Below are 26,692 nucleotides of genomic sequence, written 5' to 3'. Positions count from 1 at the left end.
CCTTGACTCGCGCATGTCAGCAGCGTCAGAGGCAATTCAAGGGTTTTCCCTACCCTGCCCCGGCGACGGCGACGCGGCCCCGTGTGCTCGCGTCGCGCCGGGCCGGCGCATCGGGCGGCGCAGGGCGCGGTGAACACGGCTTCGGCAACGCCGAACCGCGAAGTTCTCTTATTTTACCAGCACTTGACGTCGAGTCCCACCCTTCGGGCGTTCACAGGGCCGTTGTTACCGTGCTCGCGTGTCTGAATCCTCACGCGATACCGCCCGGGGGGCCGGCTGGGGCCCCTCCGAACCCGGCCTCTACCAGCGGCTGATGCCCGTCCACGTGCGGAAGCTGTCCTGGCTGGATCCGAGGGTCCTGTGGGCCGCCCGCAACGGGGTGCTCGCGTCGTGGTTCGGCGATCCGACCGGCCGTACCCGCGGCCGCCTGGTGGCCGCGCAGGCGGCGGCCGGGGCGCCGGCGGACAAGGTGGTGCGGCCGGACGTGCCGGACCGCTTCTCCTTCATGGTCCTCGGGGACACCGGCGAGGGCGGCGCCTCCCAGTACGCCACCGTGCCCGGCCTGCTGAAGGCCGGCCTGGACACGGAGTTCGCGGTGATCGCGAGCGACGTCATCTACCCCGTCGGCAGCGCGGACGACTACGGCACCAAGTTCTTCCGGCCGTACCAGGACTATCCCGCGCCCATCTACGCCGTACCGGGCAACCACGACTGGTACGAGGACCTCGCCGCGTTCACGCGGGTCTTCTGCGCCGACGCTCCCCCGCCCGCCCCCGAGCCGCGGCCCCGCCCGCTCACCCGCGCCTGGCTGCGCACCCTGCTGTGGCACCGGGCCCGCCCGTCGGACGGTGAACACCTCGCCGAGGCGCGGGAGTCGCGCTCGGCACCGGAGCAGCGGGCCGTGCAGCCGGGGCCCTACTGGGCGATCGACGCCGGACCGGTGCGGATCGTCGGCATCGACACCGGGCTGCTCGGCACGATCGACGCCGAGCAGGGCGCGTGGCTGCGGGAGGTGTCCCGGGGACCGCGGCGCAAGATCCTGATCACCGGCTCCCCGCTGTACGTGGACGGCGAGCACCACCCCTGCGCCATCGAGGGCGGCGGCACGGTCGACGACGTCGTACGCGACCCGGAGCACCACTACGTGGCCGCGATAGGCGGCGACATCCACAACTACCAGCGCTATCCGGTCGACGTCGACGGCCGCACCGTCCAGTACGTGGTCTCGGGCGGCGGCGGCGCGTTCATGCACGCCACCCACACCATCCCGCGGGTGTCCGTCGCCGGTGTCGGCGAGCGGGAGTTCCGCTGCTATCCGCTGCGCGGCGACTCGCTGGCGTTCTACAGCCGGGTGTACGCCCGGCGGCTGCGGCTGCGCCGCTTCTTCACCCTCACCGAGGACGAGGCGACGGCGGTCGTGGCCCGACGTCTCGGCATCGAGCCCGCCCGCGCGCCCGCTCCGGAGGCCCGGATCACCCTGCGGGTCCGGCTGGTCGCCGGACTGCTGGGCACGGGCCGCCGCCCCGACCGGGCCGCCCGGTTCCGGCTGCCCGTGCGCAAGCTCTACACCCAGCTCTTCTCACCCGGTTCGGTCACCTACAGCCCGCCGTTCTTCAAGTCCTTCCTGCGCCTGGACGTCACCCCGGAGGCGGTGCGGCTGCGCTGCTTCGCCGCGACCGGCAACCGCGCCCAGGAACTGGATCCGCCGGTCGAGGACGAGGTCACGATCCCGCTGACCTGAGCCGCAGGGGGCCGGCGCCGCGCCGTGGGCCGGCCCCCGCCCGGTTCACCAGCGGCCCGGCTCCGTACCGGTGACCGGCTCGGACGGCCTGCCGTCCACGCCCACCGGGACGTCGCCCGCGAGCATCACCCGGTGCATGATCCGGGGAAGGCCCAGATGGGCGTTGTCGCTCGGGGCCAGGTGGATGGTGGCCCGGTTGTCCCAGAAGGCCACGCTCCCCGGCTCCCAGCGGAAGCGGACCGTGTACTCCGGGCGCACCGCCTGGTCGAGCAGCATCTCCAGCAGGGCCGCGCTCTCGGGCCGGGAGACCCCGGTGATCTGCTCGAGGTAGTAGCCGTTGACGTACAGCACGCGCTCGCCCGTCTCCGGGTGCACCCGCACCAGGGGGTGCACGGAGGCGACCTGATGGTCCAGCAGATGGCGCAGGTAGGCGTCGTCGCCGGGGCGCGGCTGGTAGCCGACGCCGAGCCGGTGCTCGGCCCGCAGTCCGTCCACGAAGGCGCGCACGGGCGCCGAGAGACCGGCGTAGGCGGCGGCCAGGTTGGCCCAGGTGGTGTCGCCGCCGTACGGCGGCACGGTCTCGGCGCGCAGGATGGTCGCGGCCGGCGGGTCGACGCGGGCGCCGTGGTCGCAGTGCCAGCCGCGCAGCAGGGTGTGCCGGCGCCGCCGCAGCCACTCCTCGTGCTCCATGCCGAAGCGTCCGCCCAGCTCCAGCCGGTCGGCGGTGGTCTCCACCTCGGGGAAGCCCTCCGGTGAGGCGCCGCCCCGCCGGCCGAGGACGACCGGCTCGCCGAACCGGCGGGCGAAGGCGACGTGCGCCGCGTGGTCCAGTTCCTGCCCCCGGAAGAACACCACCTTCCAGCGCAGCACCGCCTCCCTGATCAGCTCGGTCACCGCGTCGTCCGGCGGACCGGCGAGATCGACGCCGGTAATCTCGGCGCCGATGTGCCCGGCGACCGGGCGCACCTCCACGCCGCCGGTCCGTTCCGCCCGCCCGGTGTGCTCCGCCGTGTCCCTGTGCGTCGTCATGCGCGCTCCGTTGGTCGTCCGAACCGGCCTCACGACCGATCGTGACACCGGGGCCCCGTGCGCCGCGAACATCCCGCGGCCGCGGACATCCCGTGTCAGCGGCGCCCGCCTCCGCCGGCACAGCCCTTCCCGCGCTACGGCTCCTCGGCTGGTTCCGGCGCGGCGGCCGGGCGGGGCGCGGCGAGGCTGCCGAGGATGTCGAGGAGTTCGGCGCTGCGGCTGCCGGGCTCGGCGTGGAAGACCACCAGGGTCAGTCCCCCGGTGCCGTCCGCGGTCAGCTTCTCCGAGTGCAGGTCCAGGTCGCCCACCTGCGGGTGGCTCAGTCTGCTGATCCGGCCGCGCCGGGGCCGCACCTCGTGCCGGGCCCAGAGCGTCCGGAAGCGGTCGCTGCGCACCGAGAGGTCGCCGACCAGGTCGCGCAGCCGCGGATCGTCGGACTCCGGCCCCGCGTACGCGCGCAGCGCGGCCACGCCCTCCTCGGTCAGGTCGTCCCAGTCCCGGCGCAGCGCGCGCTCGGCGGGGTCGAGGAGGACGGCCCGCAGCAGGTTGACGCCGGGCCGGTAGTTGGGCGTGAGGGCCGTGGCGAGGGCGTTGGCGGCGAGGCAGTCGGTGTAGCGGTTCTGGATGTAGGCGGGATTGCGCGGCCAGCCCTCGATGAGGCGCAGCAGACCGTCCGGCACCCGCTCCCGGTGGCCCGCCGGCCCGGTGCGCGCCCCCTGCCGGGTCTCGCGTGGCCGGTCCCGGGCGAGACCGAGGAGGTAGGAGGTGGCGTCGGCGTCCAGCCGCAGCACCCGCGCGATGGCCCCGAGGACCTGCGCGGAGGGGTTGCGGTCGCGGCCCTGCTCCAGGCGGAGGTAGTAGTCGGAGCTGATGCCGGCGAGCATCGCGACCTCCTCCCGGCGCAGCCCCGGCACCCGGCGCAGCCCCGATCCCGGCAGCCCCACGTCCTGCGGCCGGACCTGGCCCCGGCGGGCGCGCAGGAACTCGCCGAGCGCGTTCGTACCGTCCATGACACCACCGTACGGCGGCGCCCGCGGCGGTGACTGGTCCCGCCACTCCCAGGAACGCGGGGACACTGCCGTGCGGGGCGCGGCGGGCGCAGGGTGGAGAGGAGCCGCCGGCCGGCGGCTCGGCGAACGGCACGAAAGGCACGACATGACCGCACAGCTCGGCGGGACCGTCACCCCCGCGGACGGTCTGACCCTGACCCGCATGGGCTACGGCGCCATGCAGCTCGCCGGACCGCACGTGTTCGGCCCGCCCGAGGACCGGGCCCGGGCCGTGGCGGTGCTGCGCGCCGCGGTGGACGCGGGCATCACCCACATCGACACCGCCGACTTCTACGGCCCCGTCGTCGTCAACGAGCTCATCCGGGAGGCGCTGCACCCCTACCCGGACGGCCTGCGCATCGTCACCAAGGTCGGCGCGCGGCGCGGCGCGGACGGCGGCTGGATCATGTCCCGGCATCCGGCGGACCTGAAGGCGCAGGTGCACGACAATCTGCGGCACCTGGGCCTGGACGCGCTGGACGTGGTGAATCTGCGGCTCGGCGACGTGGACGCCCCGGACGAGGAGCCGGTGGCGGAGATGTTCGGCGCCCTGGCCGAGCTGCGGGAGCAGGGCCTGATCCGGCACCTGGGCCTGAGCACCGTGTCCCTGGCACAGCTGGAGGAGGCGCGGGAGATCGCGCCCGTGGTCACCGTGCAGAACCTGTACAACCTGGCCGTCCGGCGGGACGACGCCCTGGTGGAGCGCACGGCGGCGGAGAACATCGCCTTCGTGCCGTACTTCCCGCTCGGCGGGTTCACCCCGCTGCAGTCCGACGCCCTGTCGAAGGTCGCCGCACGGCTCGGCGCCTCGCCGCAGCAGGTGGCCCTCGCCTGGCTGCTCGGCCGCTCGCCGAACATCGCGCTCATCCCGGGCACCTCCTCCCCCGCTCACCTGCGCGAGAACATCGCCGCCGCGGCGCTGGTCCTGCCCGCGGACGCGGTGGCCGAACTGGACGCGATCGCGGGCTGACCGGGCCCGTCCCCGGGTACCCGGAGGCGGACGGACGGAGGGAGCCGCACGTGGCGACGGAGGACCGGCTGCGGACCTACCGCGGCAGGCGTGACTTCGAACGGACCGGCGAGCCGTCCGGCGGGGCGGCGGCCGCGGGCGAGCGGCCGCGGTTCGTGGTGCAGATCCACGACGCCCGCCGGATGCACTTCGACTTCCGGCTCCAGGTGGGGGACGTGCTGAAGTCCTGGTCCGTCCCCAAGGGGCCGTCGACGGACCCCGGGGACAGACGGCTGGCCGTGCCCACCGAGGACCATCCGCTGGAGTACGAGGACTTCGAGGGCGTGATCCCGAAGGGCGAGTACGGCGGCGGCACGGTGATCGTGTGGGAGCACGGGACGTACGAGCCGCTCAGCCACGACCGCCGGGGACGCCCCCTGGACTTCGCCGAGTCGCTGGAGCACGGGCACGCCGTGTTCCGGCTGCACGGCGCCAAGCTGCGCGGCGAGTGGGCCCTCACCCGGTTCCGCGGCGGCCCGGACGAGGAGGAGTCCTGGCTGCTGGTGCGCAAGGGTCCCGCCCGGGCGGAGGGGCACGGCACCCCCGATCCGCGCCGGGCCCGCTCGGTGCGCACCGGGCGCACCCTGGCGCAGGTCGCCGCCGACGAGGGATGACGAACGGGCCCGCGTGCCCGGCTCCGCTCCGCCGGCCAGGTGGGCCGTGCTCGGACGGGCGGGCGCGGCGAGCAAAACCCCGGCCGCCGCCGGCGGATCATCCGCCGCCGTAACCGGATCACCCGGTTCCGCCCCCAACTCCCGCCTTGTGCCTCTATGTTCGCGGCAACCGCTCGCGACCATGGAGGCTTCCGCATGCGCACCGCACTCCGCACCGCCCTCGTCGGCGTGGTCACCGCCGCCGCGTTCCTCGCCTGCCCCGCCGCGGGGGCCACTCCGCCGGGCTCCGGGGTGACGGCCAAGACCCTCGCCCAGAGGACGGTCGGCGGCACCGACTACACCCTGCGCGAGATCACCATCCCGCCCGGCCAGGGCACCGGCTGGCACTACCATGACGGCCCGCTGTACGGCGTGGTGAAGCAGGGCACCCTCAGCCACTTCGACTCCGGCTGCGCGTCCGACGGCGTGTACCGCGCGGGCTCGGCGATCCAGGAGCCGTCGGGTCCGGACCGGGTGCACATAGGCCGCAACCTGGGCACCGTCCCGGTCGTCCTGGAGGTGCTCTACGTGCTGCCGCACGGCGCCCCGTTCTCCGAGGACGCGCCGAATCCGGGGTGCTCCTTCGAGTGATCAGGCGCCGGGCAGCGGCTGCTGGGCCCAGATGGTCTTGCCGCTGCCCGTCTGCCGGCTGCCCCAGCGCTGGGTGAGCTGGGCGACCAGCAGCAGTCCGCGGCCGCCCTCGTCGTAGGCGTGCGCCCGGCGCAGGTGCGGTGAGGTGGAACTGCCGTCGGACACCTCGCAGATGAGCGCGCCGTCGCGGATCAGGCGGAGCTGGACGGGCGGTTCCCCGTAGCGGATGGCGTTGGTGACCAGTTCGCTGACGACGAGTTCGGTGACGAACGCGATCTCCTCGAGGCCCCACTCGGTCAGCCGCTCGGTGGCCGCCTGCCGGAAGGCGGCCACCGCGGCCGGGTCGGGCGGCACGTCCCAGGTGGCCACCCGGTCGGCGCCCAGGGCGCGGGTGCGCACCAGGAGCAGGGCTATGTCGTCGGTGGGCCGCTCGGGCATGACGGCCTTGAGGATGTCGTCGCTGAGTGCCTCCAGCGAGGCGGCGGGTACGCCGAGGGCGTGGCGCAGTTCCTCGCCGGCCCGGTCGACGTCCCGCTCGCGCCCCTCGACCAGGCCGTCGGTGTAGAGGGCGACGACCGAGCCCTCGGGCAGTTCGAGTTCCGTCGCCTCGAAGGGCAGCCCGCCGACGCCTAGGGGCGGCCCGGCGCTCATGGGCACGAACTCGGGGGTGCCGCCGGGCAGCACGACGGCCGGTGCCGGGTGCCCGGCCGCGGCCAGGCTGAGCCGACGGGACACGGGGTCGTAGACGGCGTAGAGGCAGGTGGCGCCGAGTTCGGCGACCTCCTCGCCGGTGCCGTCGGACGCCAGGTGGCTGACCAGGTCGTCCAGGTGGGTGAGGAGTTCGTCCGGCGGCAGGTCGACGTCGGCGAGGGTCCGCACCGCCGTGCGCAGCCGGCCCATGGTCGCGGAGGACCGGATGCCGTGGCCGACGACGTCCCCGACGACCAGTGCGACCCGGCTGCCGGAGAGGGGTATGACGTCGAACCAGTCGCCGCCGATGCCGGCCACCGAGCCGCACGGCAGGTACCGGTGGGCCGCCTCGACCGCGGCCTGCCCCGGCAGGCCGCTCGGCAGCAGGCTGTGCTGGAGGGCGTGGGCGGTGTCGCGCTCACGGGCGAACCGGCGGGCGTTGTCGACGCAGACGGCGGCGCGGCTGGCCAGCTCCTCGGCGAAGACCGCGTCGTCGGGGCCGTAGGCGTCCGAGTGGTACTTGCGCACGCACACCGCGGCGCCGAGGGTGATGCCCCGGGCGCGCAGCGGCACCGCGATCATCGAGTGGACGCCCTCGCGGTGGGGCCGGCCCTCCGGGGAGCGCGCGTTGCGGTCCGCGAGCCACTCGTCGAACGCCGGCTCGCCCGTCCCGGCCAGCACCGCCCGGCCCTCCCGGAGGGCCACGGCCGGCGGGGTGGACGGCAGGTACCGCTCCGACTCCCCCGGCGCCAGCGCCGCGCCCCGGTTGCCGGGCACGACGGAGCGGTGCGCGACGCGCCGCAGCTCGGTGCCGCTCTCCGGGCCCGCCGGCGGCTCGTCCGCGCCGAGGACCCAGTCCAGCAGGTCGACGGTGGCGAAGTCGGCGTACTGCGGGACCAGGAGTTCGATCAGCTCCTCGGCCGTGCGCACCACGTCGAGGGTGGTGCCGATGCGGGTGGCGGCCTCGTTCAGCAGGGCCAGCCGGCGGCGGGCCCAGTGCTGCTCGCTGCTGTCGAAGGCGGCGAGCGCCACCGCGGTGGGCTCTCCGGAGCCGTCACACAGGGGCCACATCTCGACGCTCCAGGCGTGCGCCCGGTACAGGGCGGGGTCACCGGCGAAGCTCTCGTAGCGGACCGGCCGGCCGGTCTCGGCCACCTCGCGCAGATGGCTCACGTACCCCCGGGCCTGCTCGCCGTCCTCGACGGTGTCCTGGTAGAGGCGGCCGACCAGGGCGTCCTCGGGCACGCCCATCAGCCGGCAGGCGGCCTCGTTCACGTACAGGTAGCGCTGCTCCAGGTCGAAGACCGACATCGACATGGAGGCCTGCCGGAAGGCCTCGCCGACCAGCCGGGGGCCGGCCGGGTCGGCGGTGATCACGTGGCCGGCCGGTGCGCCGCCGGCGCCGAGCACCGGGCAGACGCTCACGGCGACCTCGACCGTGTGTCCCTCGCGGTGGCGCAGGGCGAGGACGCCGGACCCGGCGGCCAGGACGCCGCCGGGCGGCTCGCCGGCCAGCAGCTCCACCGCCGCCCGGCCGACGACCTCGTCCGCCGCACGGCCCGTGAGCAGCCGCGCGCCCTGGCTCCACCCGGTCACCCTGCCCTGGGCGTCGATGACCACAGCGGCCGCGACTCGCTCCATATGCCCCAGGATGATCCGAATGCTCCGGTCCATCAAGCGCGGAGGCGGACGGATCAGGCCCCGGGGGCGCGCAGCACCGCGAGGGCGCGGTCGGCGTGGGTGTTCATGCGCAGCTCGCTGCGCACCACCTCCAGGACGGTGCGGTCCTGGCCGATCACGAAGGTGACCCGCTTGGTCGGGGCGAGGGTGAAGCCCCGCCTGACCCCGAACCGGTCCCGCACCGCGCCGTCGGCGTCCGACAGCAGAGTCATGCCGAGGGTGTGCCGGCCGGCGAACTCCTGCTGGCGTTCGACGCTGTCGCCGCTGATCCCGACCGGGCGGGCGCCGACCGCGGCGAACTCGGCCGCGAGGTCGCGGAAGTGGCAGGCCTCGGCGGTGCAGCCGGGCGTCAGGGCGGCGGGGTAGAAGAACAGCACGACCGGGCCGTCGGCCAGCAGCTCGGTGAGCCTGCGGACGGTGCCGGTCTCGTCCGGCAGCGCGAAGTCCTCGGCCTTGTCGCCCACCTCGACTCGTCCGGTCACGACCGTCCCTCCCCGCCGCGGGCCACGCCTCGGGCCCACAGCACCAGGGGCACCTGGAGCGGCAGCCGGGCCAGGGCGGCGTTGCGCTGCGGCGCGGGCCGGCCCCGCCAGTCGACGGCCATCTTCACGTTGGCCGGGAACACCCCGACGAAGAAGGCGGCGGCCGCGCGGGCGGCCAGGGGACGCGTCCGGCGCGCGGCGACACCGGCCGCCAGGGCCAGCTCCACGGCACCGCTGCCGTACGTCCAGGCGCGGGGCGAGCCCGGCAGCGCTCGCGGGACGAGGTGGTCGAACTGGCGGGGTGCGGCGAAGTGGGCGACTCCGGCTGCGGCCAGCAGACCGGCGAGCAGCAGGGGCGAGCGTTCGGACCGGGGCACGGTTCCTCCTCTGGTGACCTGCCGCCGGATATTACTCGACAGTAGTCGCGGCCAGGTGCGCTTCGGGCGGGCGGGGAGCGGAAAACGCGCGGCGCCGCACCGGGCACGGGCGGCACGGTCCCGGGCCGGCGGCCGGGTCGCGGACGCGGCACGGGCGCGGCACGGTTCCGGCCGGCGGCCGGGGCGCGGGCGCGGCCTAGGGGTGGGTGCGGCGCGGCGCGGTCAGCCCGCGGTGACGAGCCGCTGCCCGGTGCCGGTGTGCTCCGGCCGCCGGGACGAGCGCAGGGCGGCGATGCCGAACATCGTGCTGATGAGCGGGGCTGGGCACCTGGTCCTGGTGTCCTGCGTCATCGGCGCCGGCGTCGGGTTCGCCTACGGCGCCATGCCCGCGCTGATCATGGGCGCGGTGCCCGCCTCCGCGACGGCCGCCGCCAACAGCCTCGACACCCTGATGCGGTCCATCGGCACCTCGGGTGGCCGGCGCCGTCGCCGGCGTGGTCCTCGCCCACCTGACGACCGGCCGCGGCGGTCACACGCTGCCGTCCGAGAACGGCTTCAAGGTCTACCTGGCGCTCGGCGCCGGCTCCGCCGTCCCGGCCTTCCTGCTCGCCGCCTTCCTGCCCCGCCACCGCCCGGCGGACCCGGTGGCGGCCCGGGCCGCCGGCGCGCCGTCGGCCGAACCGGTGGGCTGAGGACGGCCCCGCCCGGCCCCGGGGCCCGTTCAGGGGAACCGGGGCCGAAAGGCGCGTGAGGTCGGGCGCGGCGGTCGAGACCTTCAGCCGTGAACGCCGTGACCCTGCCGCTCGTCGCGCCCATGCTCGCCACTCCCGGGCCGCTGCCGCCCGCCGCCCAGGACGAGCGGTGGGCGTACGAGACCAAGCAGGACGGCCAGCGGGTGATGGTCTACCTGCCCGGCGACGGCAGCGTCCTACTGCGCGCCCGCTCCGGCGAGGACATCACCGGCGCCTACCCCGAACTGCGGCCGCTCGGCGCCGCCCTGGGCGGCACGCCCGCCGTCCTCGACGGCGAGGTGCTGGCCCTGGACGAACTGGGGCGCTCCGACTTCCAGTTGCTGCAGAGCCGGATGGGCCTCGCGCACTCCCCCGCCCGGGCGGCCCGCCGCGCCGCCCAGGTGCCGGTCCACCTGGTGCTGTTCGACGTCCCGCACTTCGAACGCCCCCTGCTGCGGCTCCCGTACACGCGGCGGCGGGCGCGGCTGACGGAGCTGGACCTGACCGGACCGCACTGGTCGACGCCGGCCGCGGTGACCGGACACGGCGCGCAGGCCCTGCGGGCGACCCGGGAGCACGGCCTCGAGGGCCTGGTGTGCAAGCGGCTCGACTCGGTGTACGAGCCGGGGGTGCGCTCCCGCTCCTGGATCAAGATCCGGAACATGCGCAGCGAGGACGTGATCGTCGGCGGCTGGCTGCCCGGCAAGGGGCGGCTGACCGGGCTCCCCGGCGCCGTGCTGGTCGGCCAGCGCGCCGGGGGCCGGCTGCGCTACGTCGGCGGGGTGGGCACCGGCTGGAGCGAGGCGGAGCGTACGGAACTGGCCCGGTTGCTGCGGGCCGCGGCGAGCGGCCGCTGCCCCTTCGACCCCGTGCCGCGTGTCGCGGGCGCCCACTGGGTGCTGCCCCGGCTGGTCGGCGAGGTCAGCTACAGCACCCGTACCCGGGCCGGGATGCTGCGCCAGCCCTCGTGGCAGCGGCTGCGCCCCGACCTGACCGCCGAGGAGTCGTCGGCGGACCTGCCGGAGGACTTCGGATAGCCGCGGCTGTTCCACGGCCCTTCACTTCTGGGACGCCTGTGACCCCTTGGCAGCGGGGCGCCCGGCCGGGATGCTGAACTCCCCTGCCCCCCACCGCAGTTGGAGGCTCACATGCCCTCGCCGCGTCTTCGCGCCCGGAGCTGGCTCGCCGCGCTGGCCGGTGCCGCCGCTCTCGCCGTGGCCGTCCCCTCCGTCGCCTTCGCCGCGCCGCCCGCCGCGCTGCCCCGCAACGCCGAGCCCGGCGAGCTGGCGTACCAGCCGGCCTTCGACTACGACACCGACGGCTGCTATCCGACGCCCGCCATCGGGCCGGACGGGACGGTCAACGGCGGTCTGAAGCCGACGGGCGCGCTGAACGGCAACTGCCACGACGCCTCCGACCTCGACAACACCAACAGCTACTCGCGCTACAAGTGCGACAACGGCTGGTGCGGTTACCTCTACGGCCTGTACTTCGAGAAGGACCAGGCGCTGCCCGGCAGCAGCATCGGCGGGCACCGGAACGACTGGGAGCACGTGGTGGTGTGGGTGCAGGACGGGCAGGTGCGGTACGTGTCGACGTCCAACCACGGCTCGTTCACCGTGCATCCGGCCTCCGAGGTCCGCTTCGACGGCGGCCACCCGAAGGTCGTCTACCACAAGGACGGCATCGGCACCCACTGCTTCCGGCTGGCCAACTCGGGCGACGAGCCGCCGGAGAACCACAAGCACACCTGGCAGTACCCGCCGCTGGTCGGCTGGAACGGCTATCCGGCGGGGCTGCGCGAAAAACTGAGCGCGTACGACTTCGGCAGCGCCCACTTCGGCCTCAAGGACGGGAGTTTCGCCTCCCACCTCGCCTCGGCCAAGCCCTCCGGCATCCCCTTCGACCCGAACGCCTGACGGCGCGCTCACCCCCTGCCGCCGAGTCGCCACTGTCCACGGGCCGGCGTGCGTCGGGGCGCCGGTGAGGGTCTATGGTGTCCACCATGTCCGTGCCCGAGTTGATCCGTATCGTCTCCCGCGACTCGCCGATGGCTCTCGCCCAGGTCGAGCGCGTACGCGCCGAGCTGGGCGTACTGCGTCCGGGGGTGCGCACCGAGGTCGTCCCCGTGAAGACCACCGGAGACAAGTGGCTCGGCGATCTGTCCCAGGTCGAGGGCAAGGGCGCGTTCACCAAGGAGGTGGACGCGGCCCTGCTGGCCGGGGAGGCGGACCTCGCGGTGCACTGCGTCAAGGACGTGCCCGCCGACCGGCCGCTGCCGGCCGGCACGGTGTTCGCCGCGTTCCTCAAGCGGGACGACGTGCGGGACGCGCTGGTCCACCCGGGCGGACTCACCCTGGACGAGCTGCCGGCGGGCACCCGGATCGGCACCTCGGCGGTGCGCCGGGTGGCCCAGCTCGCCGCCTCGCACCCGCACCTGCAGTGCGTGCCGTTCCGCGGCAACGCCAACCGCCGGCTGGCCAAGCTGGCCGCCGGCGAGGCGGACGCGCTGCTGCTCGCGGTGTCCGGTCTGGAGCGGATCGGCCGCGCGGACGTGATCAGCGAGGTGCTGTCCACGGAGACGATGATGCCGCCGATCGGCGCGGGCATCCTCGCCCTGCAGTGCCGGGAGGGCGACACCGAGCTGATCGACGTGATCAGCGCTCTCGGCGATCCGGACACGCACCGGGAGGCCGCGGCCGAGCGGATGTTCCTCCATGTGCTGCAGGGCCACTGCAACAGCCCGATCGCCGGCTACGCGCGCGTGGACCGCGCCGGTGAACTCTCCCTGCGGGCCTGTGTGTTCACCCCCGACGGCAAGACCCGGCTGAACGCCCACGAGTGGGCGGGCCGGCTGGACGCGGCCACGCTGGGCACCTCGGTCGCGGTGTCGCTGCTGCGGCAGGGGGCGCGGGAGATCATCGACGGCATCCCGCACTGAGCCGGCTCAGGCGCCGCCCGGCTCCGTCTGCTCCTTGAGGAAGGCGCTCACCTGGTGGGCCAGGCTGGTCTGCGCGCCGGCCGCCGGGGCGGCGGGCGTGGCGTTCTCCGGTGCGCCGATCCCGCCCGCCCACATCCGGCGGTCGGTCCACTCCTCGTCCACCCGGAGCTGCACCTGGACGTCCACGTGCGTCAGGGAGGCCTCGGGTCCGGCGGCGTAGAGCACGGCGGTGGCTCGGCGCAGCGGGTAGACGTCGAAGCCCTCGATGAACTGGGAGTTGCGCCAGTCGATGAAGGCGCCCTCCCCGTCGGGGCCGACGCGGACGTCGAGCTGGCCGTCCTCGAGGTGGATGCCGTAGTGCCGCGAGCCGCGGTTCTCGATCGTCACCCGGACGCTGAAGTACGTCAGACCCGCCGCGGCGTCGTCGCGTCCGCGCGGCGGCTCGGCCGCCTCCAGGCGGTGGACGCGGATCCGCAGACCGGCATGCTCGTCGTACTCCTGCCAGTCCCCGACCACGTTCGGCTCGTACACAATGCCCCTCTCCACCTTTCGAGAGCTGCTGTCTATCTGTGTGCCGAGCGCACTGTCAAATGAGCGGAATGCGCTGTGGCCAGCGGGTTCGCCCGCTTTGATCGGTGATCAAGCGCTGCCCAGGAGAAATCCGTCCGGCGGGCTCCCGGGCCGGGTCCGGGCGCGTGCCGCACATCACGTCGGCGGCCGGACCGGCGGGCGGTTCAGCGGGCCAGCCGGCCGAGCAGCGAGGAGGCCGCGGCGACGCCGAGCGCGGCGGCCACCGCGAGGACGCCGAAGTCGGCTCCGAGGTGGGCGGGGGTGCCGATCAGCAGGCCGCGCAGCGCGTCGACCTGGTAGCTGAGCGGGTTGACCTCGCTGACGGCCTGGAGCCAGCCCGGCATCAGGGAAATCGGGTAGAGGGCGTTGGAGCCGAAGAACAGCGGCATGGTGATCGCCTGCCCGATGCCCATCAGCCGGTCGCGGCTGAGGACGACGCCCGCGATGGTCATCGAGAGGCAGGAGAAGAAGACGGAGGCGAGGACCACCGCGCCGGCCACGCCGAGCAGCTTCAGCGGGTTCCAGGTGAGGGCGACGCCGAGGACGGCCGCGATGACGATGACGACGACCGCCTGGACCAGCGACTTCACCCCCGCCGCGAACGCCTTGCCGGTGATCAGCGCCGACCGCGGGGTCGGGGTGACGAGCAGCTTGTTCAGGATGCCCGCGTCCCGCTCCCAGATGATCTGGATGCCGTAGAAGATGGCGATGAACATCGCCGACTGGGCGATGATGCCCGGCGCCAGGTAGTCGACGTAGGGGATGCCGCCGGTCGGGATCGCCCGGATACGGGTGAAGGTCTGGCCGAAGATCAGCAGCCACAGAGCCGGCTGGACCGCGCGGGTGTACAGCTCGGTGCGGTCGTGCCGCAGCTTCTGCAGTTCCACGGCGCACATCGCGCCGATCCGGGCGGGCAGCAGCCGCCAGCCCGGGCGCGGCCGGGGCGGGTACAGCAGCGGGTCCGTGCCGTCAGCCGACGCGGCGCGCGGTGCGGCGGGTGCTTCGGACATCGCGGAATCCTCCTCCGGAGTGGTCGTCGAGGCCACTGCCGGCGACGTCCCGGAAGACGTCCTCCAGCGTGGGCAGGGTCTCCGTGCCCTCGCGTTCGGCGAGGCCCCGGCGCAGTTCGGCCGGGGTGCCCAGGGCGCGGACGCGGCCGCGGTGCATCAGGCCGACCCGGTCGCAGTACTGGTCGGCCTCGTCCATGTAGTGGGTGGTGACCAGGACGGTCATGCCGGTGGCGGCCCGGACGGCGTTGATGTGCTCCCAGACGCCGGTGCGGGCGATCGGGTCCAGGCCGATGGTGGGCTCGTCCAGGATCAGCAGCCGGGGCGCGCTGACCAGGGCCTGGGCCAGTTCGAGGCGGCGGATCATGCCGCCGGAGTAGGTGCCGGCGAGCCGGTCGGCGGCGTCCGCGAGGCCGACGGCGTCCAGGGCCCGGGCGACGCGTTCGCCGCGTTCGCGGCGCGGCACGTCGAAGACCCGGGCGAACAGGGCGACGTTCTCCCGTCCGGTGAGTCCGCTGTCGGCGGAGAGCTGCTGGGGGACGTAGCCGAGCAGACGGCGTACCGCCATGCGCTCCCGGGCCGCGTCGCGCCCGAACACCCGGACGGCGCCGGCCGGGACCGGCAGCAGGGTGGTGACGCAGCGGATGGCGGTGGTCTTGCCGGCGCCGTTGGGGCCGAGCAGCCCGAACACCTCGCCCCGGTGGACGGTCAGGTCCAGCCCGTCGACGGCGCGGTTGTCGCCGAAGGCGTAGCCGAGGCCGGTGCAGGCGACCGCCTCGGCGGGCGGGGCGGGGGTGTCGCTCGTCATGTCTCCTCGGCCTCCTCGTGCAGGGTCGCGGCGAGTTCGCGCAGCGCCGGGAGCGCCGCGCGCAGCGCCTCCCGGTCGGCCTCGCCGAGCCGGGCCACATGCCGTTCGACCAGTTCGGCGCGGCGGTGCCGCCAGTCCCGCAGCCGTCGCAGGGCGGAGTCGGTGAGCAGCAGGCGGACGGCCCGCCGGTCGGCCGGGTCGGTCTCGCGGATCAGCTGGCCGTCGCGCACCAGGTGGTTGACCAGCGTCGACACGGAGTTGCCCGCCAGATGCAGGGCCCTGGCGGCGTCCGAGACCCCGATGCCGGGCCGGGCCTCGACCAGCCGCAGCAGCTCCACTTCGGCACCCCGCAGCCGCGGCCCGGTCAGACCGCCGCGCAGCCGGCGTCGGATCAGCCGCTGGATGCGTACGAGCGTGTCGGCCAGTTCCTCGGACAGTTCCGCTTCCACATCCCGAAGATTACCTCTGTCACAGAGGTATCGGACCCCAAGGAGAGGTCAAGAAAGACACCGGACCTGACCTGAATGGACCGTTTTGTTTTGATTCGCCCGGTTCAGGGAATGCGTACTGCGTGCTTCGGACAGGAGGCACGTCCGTGGGAGCCGGTTCCGGCCGGGCGCCCCGGTGTTCCTTCCAGCATCCGAGCGCACCCTCCCACGGTGTCTGTCGACCAGCACCTGCTGAGAGAGGTGCGCGCGATGCCTGTCACTGGCAGCACCAGGCCTCACCCCCACGACGACGCCCCCGACACGGGCGAGTCCTTCGAGCGGCTCGCGAGCCTGCCCGACGGTCCCGAGCGGCAGACGCTCCGGGACGATCTGGTCCGGCTCTGGCTCCCCATGGCCGAGCGGATCGCCGTACGGTTCCGCGGTCGCGGGGAGTCCCTGGAAGATCTCTACCAGGTCGCCGCGCTCGGCCTCGTCAAGGCTGTCGACCACTACGACCCGGACCGCGGCCGGGCCTTCGAGGCGTACGCGGTACCCACCATCACCGGAGAGATCAAGCGCCATTTCCGCGACCACATGTGGACCCTGCACGTGCCGCGCCGGGTGCAGGACCTGCGCAACCGGGTGCGCACCGCTCTCAAGGAACTGGCCCAGACCACGCCCGGCCGGGCGCCCACGGTCGCCGAGATCGCCACGCACACGCGGCTGAGCGAGGACGAGGTGCGCACCGGCATGGAGGCGCTGGAGTGCTTCTCCGCGCTGTCCCTGGACGCCGAGGTGGCCGGCACGGAGGGGTACGCGCTCGGGGATTCGCTGGGCTCTCCGGACCCGGGATTCGACCTGGTCATCGACCGGGCCGCGGTGAAGCCGTGTCTGGCGGCGCTGCCCGAGCGCGAGCGCACCATCCTCTACCTGCGGTTCTTCGGCGGAATGACGCAGAGCCGGATCGCCGAGCAGCTGGGCATCTCGCAGATGCACGTCTCGCGGCTGCTGAGCGGCTGCTTCGACCGGCTGCGCGAGGAACTGCTCGCGGAGACAGGCTGAGCCTCAGTCCCCGTCCGTCCCCGGCACCTGCGTGGGCCCGTGACTGTCCAGGCCCTCTTCGAGCGCGGCGCGGATGTCGGGCGGGATCTCGCCGCGACGGCCCCAGATCACGATCAGCTCCGCCACGTTGCGCAGCTTGATGTTGGTGTGCTGGGAGACGCCCTTCAGTACCTGCCAGCCCTGGTCCGGGGTCACCCGGCCGAGGGCGACCATCATCCCGATGGCCTGGTCGACGACGGCGTGGGAGGAGACGGCCTCCTTCAGCTGGTCGACCTCCGCCTCCAGTTCGACGATCCGTTCCGCGTCGCTGTGCGCCATGCCTCCATCGTGTCACCCGCCTGGACGATCGGCACCGGGGTACTCGACGAGCACGTCAGGCCCTTCCGGTTGGACACTGGTGCGTGAGCGGTGGCCGCCGGGCCCCGAGACTCAGGACGCGACAGACATGAACGATGACAAGCCTGCCGGCGGTGGGACGAGGACGCGCGAGCCGCTCTCGACGCACTCCGTCTTCGGCGCCCCGTGCTGGGTGAGCCTGACCAGCCGCGATCTGGGCGCGACCCAGGAGTTCTACTCGGCCCTGCTGGGCTGGCGGTGGCGCGGCGCGAAGCTCGGCGAGCACTTCCGCATCGCCCTGGCGGACGGGGTGCCGGTGGCCGGGATCGCCGCGGTCGCCTCGATGTGGCAGATGGCGGTGGCCTGGACGCCGTACTTCGCGGTGCCGGACGCCGACGAGGCCGTGTCCCGGGCCCGGGAGCGCGGCGGTACGGCGGCGGTCGGGCCGCTGTCGTTCCCACCGGGACGGGCGGCGCTGCTCGCCGACCGGGACGGGGCCACCTTCGGCATCTGGCAGGGCGAGCTGGTCGGCAACTGGGAGGCCTGGCGGCAGGCGGCCCCGACCTTCATCCGGCTGCACACCCGCAACGCCTTCGACTCGGCGATCTTCTACGGCGAGATCCTCGGCTGGGCGACCGGGGAGCCGGGCTGCTGCGAGGTCCAGTACGAGGGCGGCGAGGTGGTGCTGCGCAGCCGGGGCGACGTGGTGGCGCGCATCGACTCGGGCGCGGTCGAGGCGGCCCCGGACCCGTCCGTCCGGCCGCACTGGCAGGTCCACTTCGCGGTGGAGGACGTGGCGGGCTGTGCCCGCACCGCCGAGAAGCACGGCGGCAGCGTACTGAGCGAGGGCGAGCAGGAGGCGATCCTGCGCGACCCGGACGGCGCGCAGTTCACGGTCACCTCCCGCAACCCGCGCTGACGGTCCGCCGGCACGTTCTCGGGGCGCCCACCCTCCGGTGGGCGCCCCGAGAACGTGCCGGCGGACCGTCGGTCGGATCAGCGGGCGCCGCGGGCCGGACGGCTGCCGCGGGCCGGGCGCGCCGGGCGGGAGCCGCGGGAGGGGCGGGAGAGGACGACCAGGCTGCGTGGCTCCACCCGCAGCCGGGTGCCGGCCTTGCGTTCCCGCTCGTCGGGGATGCCGTCGGGGTCGGCGGTGTCGATCAGGGTGGTCCAGCGCTCGCCGAGGGACTCGTCGGGCAGGCGGAAGACGACCGGTTCCCAGTAGCCGTTGAGCAGCACCAGGAACGAGTCGTCGATCACCCGGCGGCCGTGCGGGTCGCGTTCGGCGATGGCGTCGCCGTTGAGGAACACGCCCATCGAGTGGGCGTCCTCGCGGTGCCAGTCCCGCTCGGTCATCTCACGGGCGTCGGGCCGCAGCCACATCACGTCGGGCAGCGGCTGCCGGGCGTTGACCGGGGTCTCGCCGCGGAAGAAGCGGCGCCTGCGCAGCACGGGGTGGCGGGCGCGCAGGCCGATCACGTACCGGGTGAAGTCGGCGAGCGAGCGCTGCTCGTCCGTGATCTCCCAGTCGACCCAGGAGACCTCGTTGTCCTGGCAGTAGGCGTTGTTGTTGCCGCGCTGGGTCCGGCCGATCTCGTCGCCGTGGCAGAGCATCGGGATGCCCTGCGAGAGCAGCAGCGTGGCCAGCAGGTTGCGCTGCTGGCGGGCGCGCAGTTCCAGCACGGCCGGGTCGTCGGTGTCGCCCTCGGCCCCGCAGTTCCAGGACCGGTTGTGGCTCTCGCCGTCCCGGTTGCCCTCGCCGTTGGCCTCGTTGTGCTTGTCGTTGTACGACACCAGGTCGCGCAGGGTGAATCCGTCGTGCGCGGTGACGAAGTTGACGCTGGCGCGCGGTGTGCGGCGGCTGTGCTGGTAGAGGTCGGACGATCCGGTCAGCCGGGAGGCGAACTCGCCGAGCGAGCCGGGCTCACCGCGCCAGAAGTCCCGTACGGCGTCCCGGTAGCGCCCGTTCCACTCCGACCACAGCGGCGGGAAGTTGCCCACCTGGTAGCCGCCCTCCCCCACGTCCCAGGGTTCGGCGATCAGCTTGACGCGGCTGATCACCGGGTCCTGCTGGATCAGGTCGAAGAACGCGGAGAGCCGGTCCACCTCGTGGAACTGCCGGGCCAGGGTGGCCGCGAGGTCGAAGCGGAAGCCGTCGACGTGCATCTCGGTCACCCAGTACCGCAGCGAGTCCATGATGAGCTGGAGCACGTAGGGGTGGCGCATCAGCAGACTGTTGCCGGTGCCGGTGGTGTCGTAGTAGTGCGCCCAGTCGCCGTCCACCAGACGGTAGTAGGAGGCGTTGTCGATGCCCCGGAAGGACAGCGAGGGACCGAACTCGTTGCCCTCGGCGGTGTGGTTGTAGACCACGTCGAGGATGACCTCGAGGCCGGCCGCGTGCAGCGCCTTCACCATCGCCTTGAACTCGTTGACCTGCTGGCCCGAACTGCCGAAGGCGGCGTAGGCGTTGTGCGGTGCGAAGAAGCCGATGGTGTTGTAGCCCCAGTAGTTGGCGAGGCCCCGGTCCTGCAGGACGCCGTCCTGGACGAACTGGTGGACCGGCATCAGCTCCACCGCGGTGACGCCGAGCGAGGTCAGGTGGTCGATGACGGCGGGGTGCGCGAGACCGGCGTAGGTGCCGCGCAGCCGCTCGGGGACCTCCGGGTGGACACGGGTCAGGCCGCGCACATGGGCCTCGTAGATCACGGAGTCCGCGTACGAGCGGCGCGGCGGGCGGTCGTCGCCCCAGTCGAAGTACGGGTCGGTGACCACGCCCAGCATCGAGTGCCCGGCGCTGTCCTCCGGGGAGGGGCCGTCGGGCGAGCGCTCGTACAGGGAGGCGTGGTTGTCGATCTGGCCGTCCACGGCGCGGGCGTACGGGTCGAGCAGCAGCTTGGCCGGGTTGCAGCGGTGGCCGAGCGACGGCTGCCAGGGGCCGTGCACGCGGTAGCCGTAGCGCCGGCCGGGGCCGACGCCGGGCAGGTAGGCGTGCCACACGAAGCCGTCGACCTCGTGCAGCGGGACCGGCGTCTCGGCGCCGGCGTCGTCGACCAGGATCAGCTCGACGCGCTCGGCGACCTCGCTGAACAGCGCGAAGTTGGTGCCCTCGCCGTCGAACACGGCCCCCAACGGGTAGGGGTGCCCGTTCCACACGGGCACCCCTTTCCGGGACTTCCGAGCCGTCACCGGGCGCCCTCCAGGACGCCGTCCGCGGCGGCCGGCGCGGCGAGCGCGGCCACCCGCGCCTCGCGCGGCACCTGCAGGCCCTCGCTGAGGCTCGGCGCCGGGGCGGTCGGCACGAGCGGGACGCGCTCGCCGGTGCGGGCGCGCTGCGAGAACCAGATGATCACACTTCCGGTCTCCGAGGCGCAGCAGCCCCATCCGTCGCTCATGGCGGCGATGTCCGCCAGGCAGGCCCGCAGGTCCTGGTCGGGACGCAGGTCGCGGTCACCGCCGCCGACCGCCGTGATCAGATGCTGGCCGTTCCACCACATCTCGATGGACATGGTCTTCTCCGTGGCGTGCTGCTCGATCGCCCGCAGCAGCAGTTCGGCGCCGCGGCGGACGGGGGCCACGAGGTTGTCGAGGTCCCAGTAGCGGAGGTGGGCGCCCAGAATGCGGCTGACCTGTCCCACCCGATCCGGGCTGACTTCCACATCGATGTGGTAGTAGCAGGGCACTGCGGTCTTCATCGTCGCTTGCTCCTCACCGGCGAGGCTCTCGCTCCCTCACCCCGTCCGGGAGGGTTCCCGGACACCGAGCGTGAGCAGTGATCGCTCCTGAGTCACCTCCCACAGTGGGGTCGCTACGCCATTCGTGCAACACGAGCATCCCGAACGGCCCTAGTGGTTGAACGTCCAACAGGACGGTGCGTGTCTGTACGTGCACCATGAGTGAAAGCCTCGATCGCCGTAACGGTTCCGTGCCCACCCCTGCGCGGACACCACCCGACCGTCGGGAACGCGCCCAGTCGAGAGCGTGGAAGGTGAAGAGGGTCATGCTGCTACCCGCCAAGGCCGAAGTGGCCAGGCAGTTGCGGCGTTACCGGGCCTGGGAGCGCGTGATGCTCGCCTCGCCCCACGACCGCACGGTCCGGGCAACCTTCGAGGACTCGGGCTACACCTTGTGCGTGCTGATGGGAAAGCGCTGCGCCCGGGAGGCAGCGGACGCGGCGGAGCGCTATCTGCGCTCCACTCTGGCCGGTTACCTGCGCGAGCAGGACGGCCGGCCCCAGCCGGGCCGGGCGGCGCGGCGCGCGCCGCCTTCGGAGCGGCGTTCCACGGCGCCAAGCCCATGACCTGGCACCGTACATGGCGTTCCGCACGGACCGGCAGCGGCCGGACGTGCATCGGATCGCGGAGCCGGGCCCTGGGCCCGGCTTCGCGCACGGCGGAGGTGAGAACCATGCGCAGGACCCCGGCCATCGGCCGCGTACCGGTACGTGACGTACGGCCGGCCGTTGAGTGCGGCAGGCGCCCGGCGAAGGCGGTGGCCGGGGAGACGTTCCAGGTCACGGCCACCGTGTTCCGGGAGGGGCACGACGCCGTCGGCGCCAACGTGGTCCTGCGGGATCCGAAGGGCCGTCGCGGCCCCTGGACGCCGATGCGGGAGCTGTCCCCCGGCAGCGACGTGTGGGGCGCGGAGATCACCCCGGACGCGACCGGCCGCTGGACGTTCCGGGTGGAGGCGTGGAGCGATCCGCTGGCGACCTGGCGGCACACCGCCTCCGTCAAGATCCCGGCGGGCATCGACACCGGCCTGGTCCTGGAGGAGGGCGCCGAGCTCTACGAGCGTGCCGCCGCCGGGGTGCCCAAGGGGCCGGAGCGGGTCCTGGTCATGGAGGCCGCGCACGCCCTCGGCGACGACACGCGGTCGGTCCACCACCGCCTGAAGCCGGCGCTGTCGCCGGAGGTGGAGGGGGTGCTGTCGCGGTTCCCCTTGCGGGAGTTGGTGACCGCGTCGGAGGCGATGCCGCTGCTGGTGGAGCGGGAGCGGGCGCTGTACGGCTCGTGGTACGAGTTCTTCCCGCGTTCGGAGGGCACCGCGGAGCGGCCGCACGGCACGTTCCGCAGTGCCGAGCGGCGGCTCGAGGCGATCGCGGAGATGGGCTTCGACGTCGTGTACCTCCCGCCGATCCATCCGATCGGCACCACGTTCCGCAAGGGCCGCAACAACACCCTCACCGCCGGGCCGCAGGACGTCGGGGTGCCGTGGGCGATCGGCTCGCCCGAGGGCGGCCACGACGCGGTCCACCCCGACCTGGGCACCCTGGAGGACTTCGACCACTTCGTCGCCCGGGCCCGGGAACTCGGCCTGGAGATCGCGCTGGACTTCGCGCTGCAGTGCTCCCCGGACCATCCGTGGGTGCACAAGTACCCGGAGTGGTTCCACCACCGCCCGGACGGGACGATCGCCTACGCGGAGAACCCGCCGAAGAAGTACCAGGACATCTATCCCGTAGCGTTCGACGCGGACATGGACGGCCTGGTCGCGGAGACCGTGCGGATCCTGCGGCACTGGATGGACCACGGGGTGCGGATCTTCCGCGTCGACAACCCGCACACCAAACCGGTGGTGTTCTGGGAACGGGTCATCGGAGAGGTCAACCGCGCCGACCCCGACGTGATCTTCCTGGCCGAGGCGTTCACCCGGCCCGCGATGATGCACACCCTGGCCCAGATCGGCTTCCAGCAGTCGTACACGTACTTCACCTGGCGCAACACCAAGCAGGAGCTGACCGAGTACCTGACCGAGCTGTCGGGCGAGGCGGCGGCCTGGATGCGGCCGAACTTCTTCGCCAACACCCCCGACATCCTGCACGGCTACCTCCAGCACGGCGGCCGCCCCGCCTTCGAGGTCCGCGCCGTGCTCGCCGCGACCCTCTCCCCCGCCTGGGGCATCTACAGCGGCTACGAACTCTGCGAGAACACCCCGTTCCGCGAAGGCAGCGAGGAATACCTCGACTCCGAGAAGTACCAGCTCAAACCCCGCGACTGGGAAGCCGCCGCACGCGAGGGCCGCACCATCGCCCCCCTCATCACCCGACTGAACACCATCCGCCGGCAGCACCCCGCGCTACAGCGTCTGCGGAACCTCCGCTTCCATCGGACCGACAACGACAACGTGCTCGCCTACAGCAAGAGCACGGGCCCGGACACGGTCATCGTGGTCGTCAACCTCGACCCGCACCACACCCAGGAGGCCACGGTCTCGTTGGACATGCCGCAACTCGGCCTGGACTGGAACGCCGACCTGTCCGTGCACGACGAACTGACAGGTGAGAGCTATCACTGGGGCAGGACCAACTACGTGCGTCTCACGCCCGGCCGGACGCCGGCGCACGTGCTCCACGTCGGGCGATCGACGCCCCAGATCGGAGGGCCCTCAGCGTCATGACTGTCAATGACCCCGTGCCGGACACTTTCGAGGACACTCCCGCCAAGGACCGGGATCCGGAGTGGTTCAAGCGCGCCGTCTTCTACGAGGTCCTCGTTCGCTCGTTCCACGACAGTGACGGGGACGGCATCGGCGACCTCAAGGGTCTGACCGCCAAGCTCGACTACCTCCAGTGGCTCGGCGTCGACTGCCTCTGGCTGCCGCCCTTCTTCAAGTCCCCGCTGCGTGACGGCGGTTACGACGTCGCCGACTACACGGCGGTCCTCCCGGAGTTCGGCGACCTCGCGGACTTCGTCGAGTTCGTGGACGCGGCCCACCAGCGCGGCATGCGCGTCATCATCGACTTCGTCATGAACCACACCAGCGACCAGCACCCGTGGTTCCAGGAGTCCCGCAAGGACCCCGCAGGCCCCTACGGCGACTACTACGTGTGGGCCGACGACGACAAGGGCTACGAGGACGCGCGGATCATCTTCGTCGACACCGAGGTCTCCAACTGGACCTTCGACCCGGTGCGCGGCCAGTACTACTTCCACCGCTTCTTCTCCCACCAGCCGGACCTCAACTACGAGAACCCGGGCGTGCAGGAGGAGATCCTGGCCGCCCTGAAGTTCTGGCTGGACCTCGGCATCGACGGCTTCCGGCTCGACGCGGTCCCCTATCTCTACGCGGAGGAGGGCACCAACTGCGAGAACCTGCCGGCGACGCACCAGTTCCTCAAGCGGGTCCGCAAGGAGATCGACGCGCAGTACCCGGACACCGTGCTGCTGGCGGAGGCCAACCAGTGGCCCGAGGACGTGGTCGACTACTTCGGCGACTACGCCTCCGGCGGCGACGAGTGCCACATGGCGTTCCACTTCCCGGTCATGCCGCGCATCTTCATGGCCGTGCGCCGCGAGTCCCGCTACCCGGTCTCCGAGATCCTCGCCAAGACGCCCGCGATCCCGTCGAACTGCCAGTGGGGCATCTTCCTGCGCAACCACGACGAGCTGACCCTAGAGATGGTCACCGACGAGGAACGCGACTACATGTGGGCCGAGTACGCCAAGGACCCCCGCATGCGCGCCAACATCGGCATCCGGCGCCGGCTCGCGCCCCTGCTCGACAACGACCGCAACCAGATCGAGCTGTTCACCGCCCTGCTCATGTCCCTGCCCGGCAGCCCGATCCTCTACTACGGCGACGAGATCGGCATGGGCGACAACATCTGGCTCGGCGACCGCGACGCCGTGCGCACCCCCATGCAGTGGACGCCCGACCGCAACGCCGGCTTCTCGCTGTGCGACCCGGGGCGGCTGTTCCTGCCCACCATCATGGACCCGGTCTACGGCTACCAGGTCACCAACGTCGAGGCGTCCATGTCGTCCCCGTCCAGCCTCCTCCACTGGACGCGCCGGATGATCGAGATCCGCAAGCAGAACCCGGCCTTCGGACTCGGTTCCTACACCGAGCTGCAGTCGTCGAACCCGGCGGTGCTGGCGTTCCTGCGCGAGTACGGCGACGACCTGGTGCTGTGCGTCAACAACTTCTCCCGGTTCGCGCAGCCCACCGAACTCGACCTGCGTGCCTACGACGGCCGCCACCCCGTGGAGCTGATCGGCGGGGTGCGGTTCCCGGCCATCGGTGAACTGCCCTACCTGCTGACCCTCGCGGGCCACGGCTTCTACTGGTTCCGGCTCACCCGAGTCGCATCCCGCATCGGCCGCCGCCGCTGAGCGCACGGCGCCGAGGAAAGGACGCGTCACCATGCCGAAGACCATCACCCTCCGGCCGAGAACCACGGCCGGAGCCGACCGGCCGCTGGCCTCGCTGGGCGGGCTGCTGCACGAATGGCTGCCCGAGCAACGCTGGTTCGCGGGCAAGGACCGGCCCGTCACCGACCTGTCGGTGCTGTCCGTGACCGAGCTGTTCCCCGGGTGCCTGCACCTGCTGGTGCACGCCTCGCACGCGCCGGTGCCCACACCGGGCGGCACTCCCCCGCCCGGCGACTGCTACCAGCTCCTGCTCGGGCTGCGCGAGCACGTCGCCCCGAGGCTGGAGCGGGCGTTCATCGGCCGGGCAGGTGAGGGACCCCTGGCCGGGCTCGCCGTCTACGACGCCCTGCAGGACCCACGCTCGGCCCATCTGCTCCTGGAGCGGCTGCGCCGCCCCGGAACGGCGGGTCCGCTGTGCTTCGAGACCGCCCCGGCCGTGGAACTGCCCGGCGGGCTGCCGCCGCGGCTGCTGGACGCCGAGCAGTCCAACTCCTCGATCGTCTACGGCGACGCGTACATCCTGAAGCTGTTCCGCCGCATCCAGCCGGGCGTCAACCCCGACCTGGAGGTGCCCGGCGCGCTGGCCGCGCAGGGCTGCGCCCGGGTGCCGGCCCCGGTCGCCTGGTTCAGCACGACCGCTCCCCGGCCGGCCACCCTGGGCGTGCTCCAGCCATTCCTACCCGCCGCGACCGACGGCTGGACGCTGGCGCTGCGCGCGCTCGCCGCCGGCGACGACTTCACCGCCGAGGCCCGCGAACTGGGCCGGGCCATGGCCGAGGTGCACGTGGCGCTGGCCGAGGCCTTCCCGCCCGCCGGACCGGGCGAGAACGGACGCACGGCGGAGGCGATGTGCGCCCGGCTGGACGCCGCCGCGCACGCAGTGCCGGGGCTGCGGCCCTACGTCCCCGGGCTGCGCGCCGCGTTCGGCGCGCTGGCCACCTGCGACACCGGGCCGCCCGCCCAGCGCATCCACGGCGACCTGCACCTCGGTCAGGTGCTGCGCGCCGGGCGCGACTGGTTCGTCATCGACTTCGAGGGGGAGCCGTCCCGGCCGCTCGCCGAGCGGCGGGCCGCGCAGTCCCCGGTGCGGGACGTGGCCGGGATGCTGCGCTCCTTCGACTACGCGGCCCGGCAGCGCCGCCCCTGGCGTCCCGAGTGGGCGCGCCGCTGCCGGGAGGCGTTCTGCGCGGGCTACGCGGCCCGCGCCGGCTGGGACCCACGCAAGAAGCACGCGCTGCTGCGCGCGCACGAGACGGACAGGGCGGTCTACGAGGTGCTGTACGAGGCGAGACACCGGCCCGACTGGCTGCCGGTACCGATGGCGGCGATCAAGCGGCTCGCCGTGTGGGGAGGCTGAC

At 73.1% G+C, this 26,692-nt stretch carries 26 protein-coding genes and 1 pseudogene; 14 read left to right on the top strand and 13 right to left on the bottom strand.

Annotated elements, in window-relative coordinates:
* The first annotated feature begins 238 nt into the window (after nucleotides 1-238).
* Entirely contained in the window at nucleotides 239-1,741 is a 1,503-nt protein-coding gene (locus ACFYU0_RS03370; RefSeq protein WP_389297442.1) for a metallophosphoesterase family protein, read from the top strand.
* 45 nt (nucleotides 1,742-1,786) lie between these two features.
* On the opposite strand, the gene ACFYU0_RS03365 is transcribed toward ACFYU0_RS03370, so the two are convergent.
* The gene (locus tag ACFYU0_RS03365; RefSeq protein ID WP_351669970.1) at nucleotides 1,787-2,770 is read right to left on the bottom strand and encodes a TauD/TfdA family dioxygenase; all 984 of its coding nucleotides are present in this window, start codon (nucleotides 2,768-2,770) and stop codon (nucleotides 1,787-1,789) included.
* A 134-nt stretch (nucleotides 2,771-2,904) separates the two neighbouring features.
* The gene (locus ACFYU0_RS03360) at nucleotides 2,905-3,780 is read right to left on the bottom strand and encodes a helix-turn-helix transcriptional regulator (protein ID WP_351669973.1); all 876 of its coding nucleotides are present in this window, start codon (nucleotides 3,778-3,780) and stop codon (nucleotides 2,905-2,907) included.
* Nucleotides 3,781-3,925: 145 nt separating this feature from the next.
* Between ACFYU0_RS03360 and ACFYU0_RS03355 the strand changes: the two genes are divergently transcribed.
* The 3 genes from ACFYU0_RS03355 to ACFYU0_RS03345 all read left to right on the top strand — a co-directional run bounded on the left by ACFYU0_RS03355 (nucleotide 3,926) and on the right by ACFYU0_RS03345 (nucleotide 6,072).
* A complete protein-coding gene (locus ACFYU0_RS03355) occupies nucleotides 3,926-4,789 on the top strand; it encodes an oxidoreductase (protein ID WP_389297441.1) in 864 nt (287 codons plus the stop codon).
* Between the two features lie 50 nt (nucleotides 4,790-4,839).
* The gene (locus tag ACFYU0_RS03350) at nucleotides 4,840-5,442 is read left to right on the top strand and encodes a DNA polymerase ligase N-terminal domain-containing protein (RefSeq protein WP_351669979.1); all 603 of its coding nucleotides are present in this window, start codon (nucleotides 4,840-4,842) and stop codon (nucleotides 5,440-5,442) included.
* 195 nt (nucleotides 5,443-5,637) lie between these two features.
* Complete coding sequence (locus tag ACFYU0_RS03345; RefSeq protein ID WP_389297439.1) at nucleotides 5,638-6,072, top strand: cupin domain-containing protein; 435 nt, start codon at nucleotides 5,638-5,640, stop codon at nucleotides 6,070-6,072.
* On the opposite strand, the gene ACFYU0_RS03340 is transcribed toward ACFYU0_RS03345, so the two are convergent.
* The 4 genes from ACFYU0_RS03340 to ACFYU0_RS03325 all read right to left on the bottom strand — a co-directional run bounded on the left by ACFYU0_RS03340 (nucleotide 6,073) and on the right by ACFYU0_RS03325 (nucleotide 9,652).
* Nucleotides 6,073-8,403 (bottom strand): SpoIIE family protein phosphatase, encoded by a 2,331-nt coding sequence (locus ACFYU0_RS03340; protein ID WP_389297437.1) that lies wholly within the window; start codon nucleotides 8,401-8,403, stop codon nucleotides 6,073-6,075.
* Between the two features lie 53 nt (nucleotides 8,404-8,456).
* A complete protein-coding gene (locus ACFYU0_RS03335; RefSeq protein ID WP_351669988.1) occupies nucleotides 8,457-8,924 on the bottom strand; it encodes a peroxiredoxin in 468 nt (155 codons plus the stop codon).
* Entirely contained in the window at nucleotides 8,921-9,301 is a 381-nt protein-coding gene (locus ACFYU0_RS03330) for a hypothetical protein (protein ID WP_351669991.1), read from the bottom strand. Before ACFYU0_RS03330 ends, ACFYU0_RS03335 begins: the two co-directional genes overlap by 4 nt.
* A gap of 222 nt (nucleotides 9,302-9,523) precedes the next feature.
* Nucleotides 9,524-9,652 carry a hypothetical protein gene (locus ACFYU0_RS03325; RefSeq protein ID WP_389297998.1) on the bottom strand — a complete coding sequence of 43 codons (129 nt, stop codon included), beginning with the start codon at nucleotides 9,650-9,652 and terminating at the stop codon, nucleotides 9,524-9,526.
* Between ACFYU0_RS03325 and ACFYU0_RS03320 the strand changes: the two are divergent.
* From ACFYU0_RS03320 to hemC, 4 genes and pseudogenes are all read left to right on the top strand, one after another.
* A pseudogene (locus ACFYU0_RS03320) lies at nucleotides 9,600-9,993 on the top strand (MFS transporter); the annotation flags it as partial. The gene ACFYU0_RS03325 and the pseudogene ACFYU0_RS03320 sit on opposite strands and share 53 nt — an antisense overlap.
* Before the next feature lie 122 nt (nucleotides 9,994-10,115).
* Nucleotides 10,116-11,069 carry an ATP-dependent DNA ligase gene (locus tag ACFYU0_RS03315; RefSeq protein ID WP_389297964.1) on the top strand — a complete coding sequence of 318 codons (954 nt, stop codon included), beginning with the start codon at nucleotides 10,116-10,118 and terminating at the stop codon, nucleotides 11,067-11,069.
* Between the two features lie 111 nt (nucleotides 11,070-11,180).
* Nucleotides 11,181-11,951 (top strand): NPP1 family protein, encoded by a 771-nt coding sequence (locus ACFYU0_RS03310; protein ID WP_389297434.1) that lies wholly within the window; start codon nucleotides 11,181-11,183, stop codon nucleotides 11,949-11,951.
* Nucleotides 11,952-12,037: 86 nt separating this feature from the next.
* Complete coding sequence (gene hemC, locus ACFYU0_RS03305; RefSeq protein WP_389297433.1) at nucleotides 12,038-12,973, top strand: hydroxymethylbilane synthase; 936 nt, start codon at nucleotides 12,038-12,040, stop codon at nucleotides 12,971-12,973.
* A gap of 6 nt (nucleotides 12,974-12,979) precedes the next feature.
* Here the strand turns inward: hemC and ACFYU0_RS03300 are convergent, their stop codons facing one another.
* From ACFYU0_RS03300 to ACFYU0_RS03285, 4 genes are all read right to left on the bottom strand, one after another.
* Nucleotides 12,980-13,504: a hypothetical protein gene (locus ACFYU0_RS03300; protein ID WP_389297962.1), complete on the bottom strand. Its 525-nt coding sequence runs from the start codon at nucleotides 13,502-13,504 to the stop codon at nucleotides 12,980-12,982.
* A gap of 203 nt (nucleotides 13,505-13,707) precedes the next feature.
* Complete coding sequence (locus tag ACFYU0_RS03295) at nucleotides 13,708-14,553, bottom strand: ABC transporter permease (protein ID WP_389297432.1); 846 nt, start codon at nucleotides 14,551-14,553, stop codon at nucleotides 13,708-13,710.
* Nucleotides 14,513-15,358 carry an ABC transporter ATP-binding protein gene (locus tag ACFYU0_RS03290; protein WP_389297431.1) on the bottom strand — a complete coding sequence of 282 codons (846 nt, stop codon included), beginning with the start codon at nucleotides 15,356-15,358 and terminating at the stop codon, nucleotides 14,513-14,515. The genes ACFYU0_RS03295 and ACFYU0_RS03290 overlap by 41 nt, the downstream gene beginning before the upstream one ends.
* Nucleotides 15,355-15,807 (bottom strand): MarR family transcriptional regulator, encoded by a 453-nt coding sequence (locus tag ACFYU0_RS03285; protein ID WP_351670003.1) that lies wholly within the window; start codon nucleotides 15,805-15,807, stop codon nucleotides 15,355-15,357. Before ACFYU0_RS03285 ends, ACFYU0_RS03290 begins: the two co-directional genes overlap by 4 nt.
* Before the next feature lie 249 nt (nucleotides 15,808-16,056).
* On the opposite strand from ACFYU0_RS03285, the gene ACFYU0_RS03280 reads away from it, so the two are divergent.
* The gene (locus tag ACFYU0_RS03280) at nucleotides 16,057-16,848 is read left to right on the top strand and encodes an RNA polymerase sigma factor SigF (protein ID WP_351670005.1); all 792 of its coding nucleotides are present in this window, start codon (nucleotides 16,057-16,059) and stop codon (nucleotides 16,846-16,848) included.
* A 3-nt stretch (nucleotides 16,849-16,851) separates the two neighbouring features.
* Here ACFYU0_RS03280 and ACFYU0_RS03275 read toward each other — a convergent pair whose 3' ends face one another.
* Nucleotides 16,852-17,166, bottom strand: coding sequence for an ANTAR domain-containing protein (locus tag ACFYU0_RS03275; protein ID WP_389297430.1), 315 nt, complete (start codon nucleotides 17,164-17,166; stop codon nucleotides 16,852-16,854).
* A 127-nt stretch (nucleotides 17,167-17,293) separates the two neighbouring features.
* Between ACFYU0_RS03275 and ACFYU0_RS03270 the strand changes: the two genes are divergently transcribed.
* Nucleotides 17,294-18,103: a VOC family protein gene (locus tag ACFYU0_RS03270; RefSeq protein WP_389297429.1), complete on the top strand. Its 810-nt coding sequence runs from the start codon at nucleotides 17,294-17,296 to the stop codon at nucleotides 18,101-18,103.
* Between the two features lie 77 nt (nucleotides 18,104-18,180).
* On the opposite strand, the gene glgX is transcribed toward ACFYU0_RS03270, so the two are convergent.
* Together glgX and ACFYU0_RS03260 are read right to left on the bottom strand one after the other, a co-directional pair.
* Nucleotides 18,181-20,343, bottom strand: a complete 2,163-nt coding sequence (glgX, locus tag ACFYU0_RS03265) for a glycogen debranching protein GlgX (protein ID WP_389297960.1) — start codon at nucleotides 20,341-20,343, stop codon at nucleotides 18,181-18,183.
* 23 nt (nucleotides 20,344-20,366) lie between these two features.
* Nucleotides 20,367-20,876, bottom strand: a complete 510-nt coding sequence (locus ACFYU0_RS03260; RefSeq protein WP_351670013.1) for a pep a2 — start codon at nucleotides 20,874-20,876, stop codon at nucleotides 20,367-20,369.
* Nucleotides 20,877-21,181: 305 nt separating this feature from the next.
* Between ACFYU0_RS03260 and ACFYU0_RS03255 the strand changes: the two genes are divergently transcribed.
* The 4 genes from ACFYU0_RS03255 (at nucleotide 21,182) to ACFYU0_RS03240 (ending at nucleotide 26,691) form a co-directional block, all read left to right on the top strand.
* Nucleotides 21,182-21,481, top strand: coding sequence for a DUF5133 domain-containing protein (locus ACFYU0_RS03255; RefSeq protein ID WP_143634047.1), 300 nt, complete (start codon nucleotides 21,182-21,184; stop codon nucleotides 21,479-21,481).
* Between the two features lie 107 nt (nucleotides 21,482-21,588).
* A complete protein-coding gene (locus ACFYU0_RS03250; RefSeq protein ID WP_389297427.1) occupies nucleotides 21,589-23,580 on the top strand; it encodes an alpha-1,4-glucan--maltose-1-phosphate maltosyltransferase in 1,992 nt (663 codons plus the stop codon).
* Nucleotides 23,577-25,295 (top strand): maltose alpha-D-glucosyltransferase, encoded by a 1,719-nt coding sequence (gene treS / locus ACFYU0_RS03245; protein ID WP_389297426.1) that lies wholly within the window; start codon nucleotides 23,577-23,579, stop codon nucleotides 25,293-25,295. Before ACFYU0_RS03250 ends, treS begins: the two co-directional genes overlap by 4 nt.
* 31 nt (nucleotides 25,296-25,326) lie before the next feature.
* Complete coding sequence (locus tag ACFYU0_RS03240) at nucleotides 25,327-26,691, top strand: maltokinase (RefSeq protein ID WP_351673369.1); 1,365 nt, start codon at nucleotides 25,327-25,329, stop codon at nucleotides 26,689-26,691.
* Nucleotide 26,692 lies beyond the last annotated feature (1 nt).

The organism is Streptomyces sp. NPDC003720, from assembly GCF_042875075.1.
GTDB lineage: Bacteria > Actinomycetota > Actinomycetes > Streptomycetales > Streptomycetaceae > Streptomyces.
Note: the sequence above shows the minus strand (reverse complement) of the source record. Positions and strands in the feature narration are given on the sequence as shown.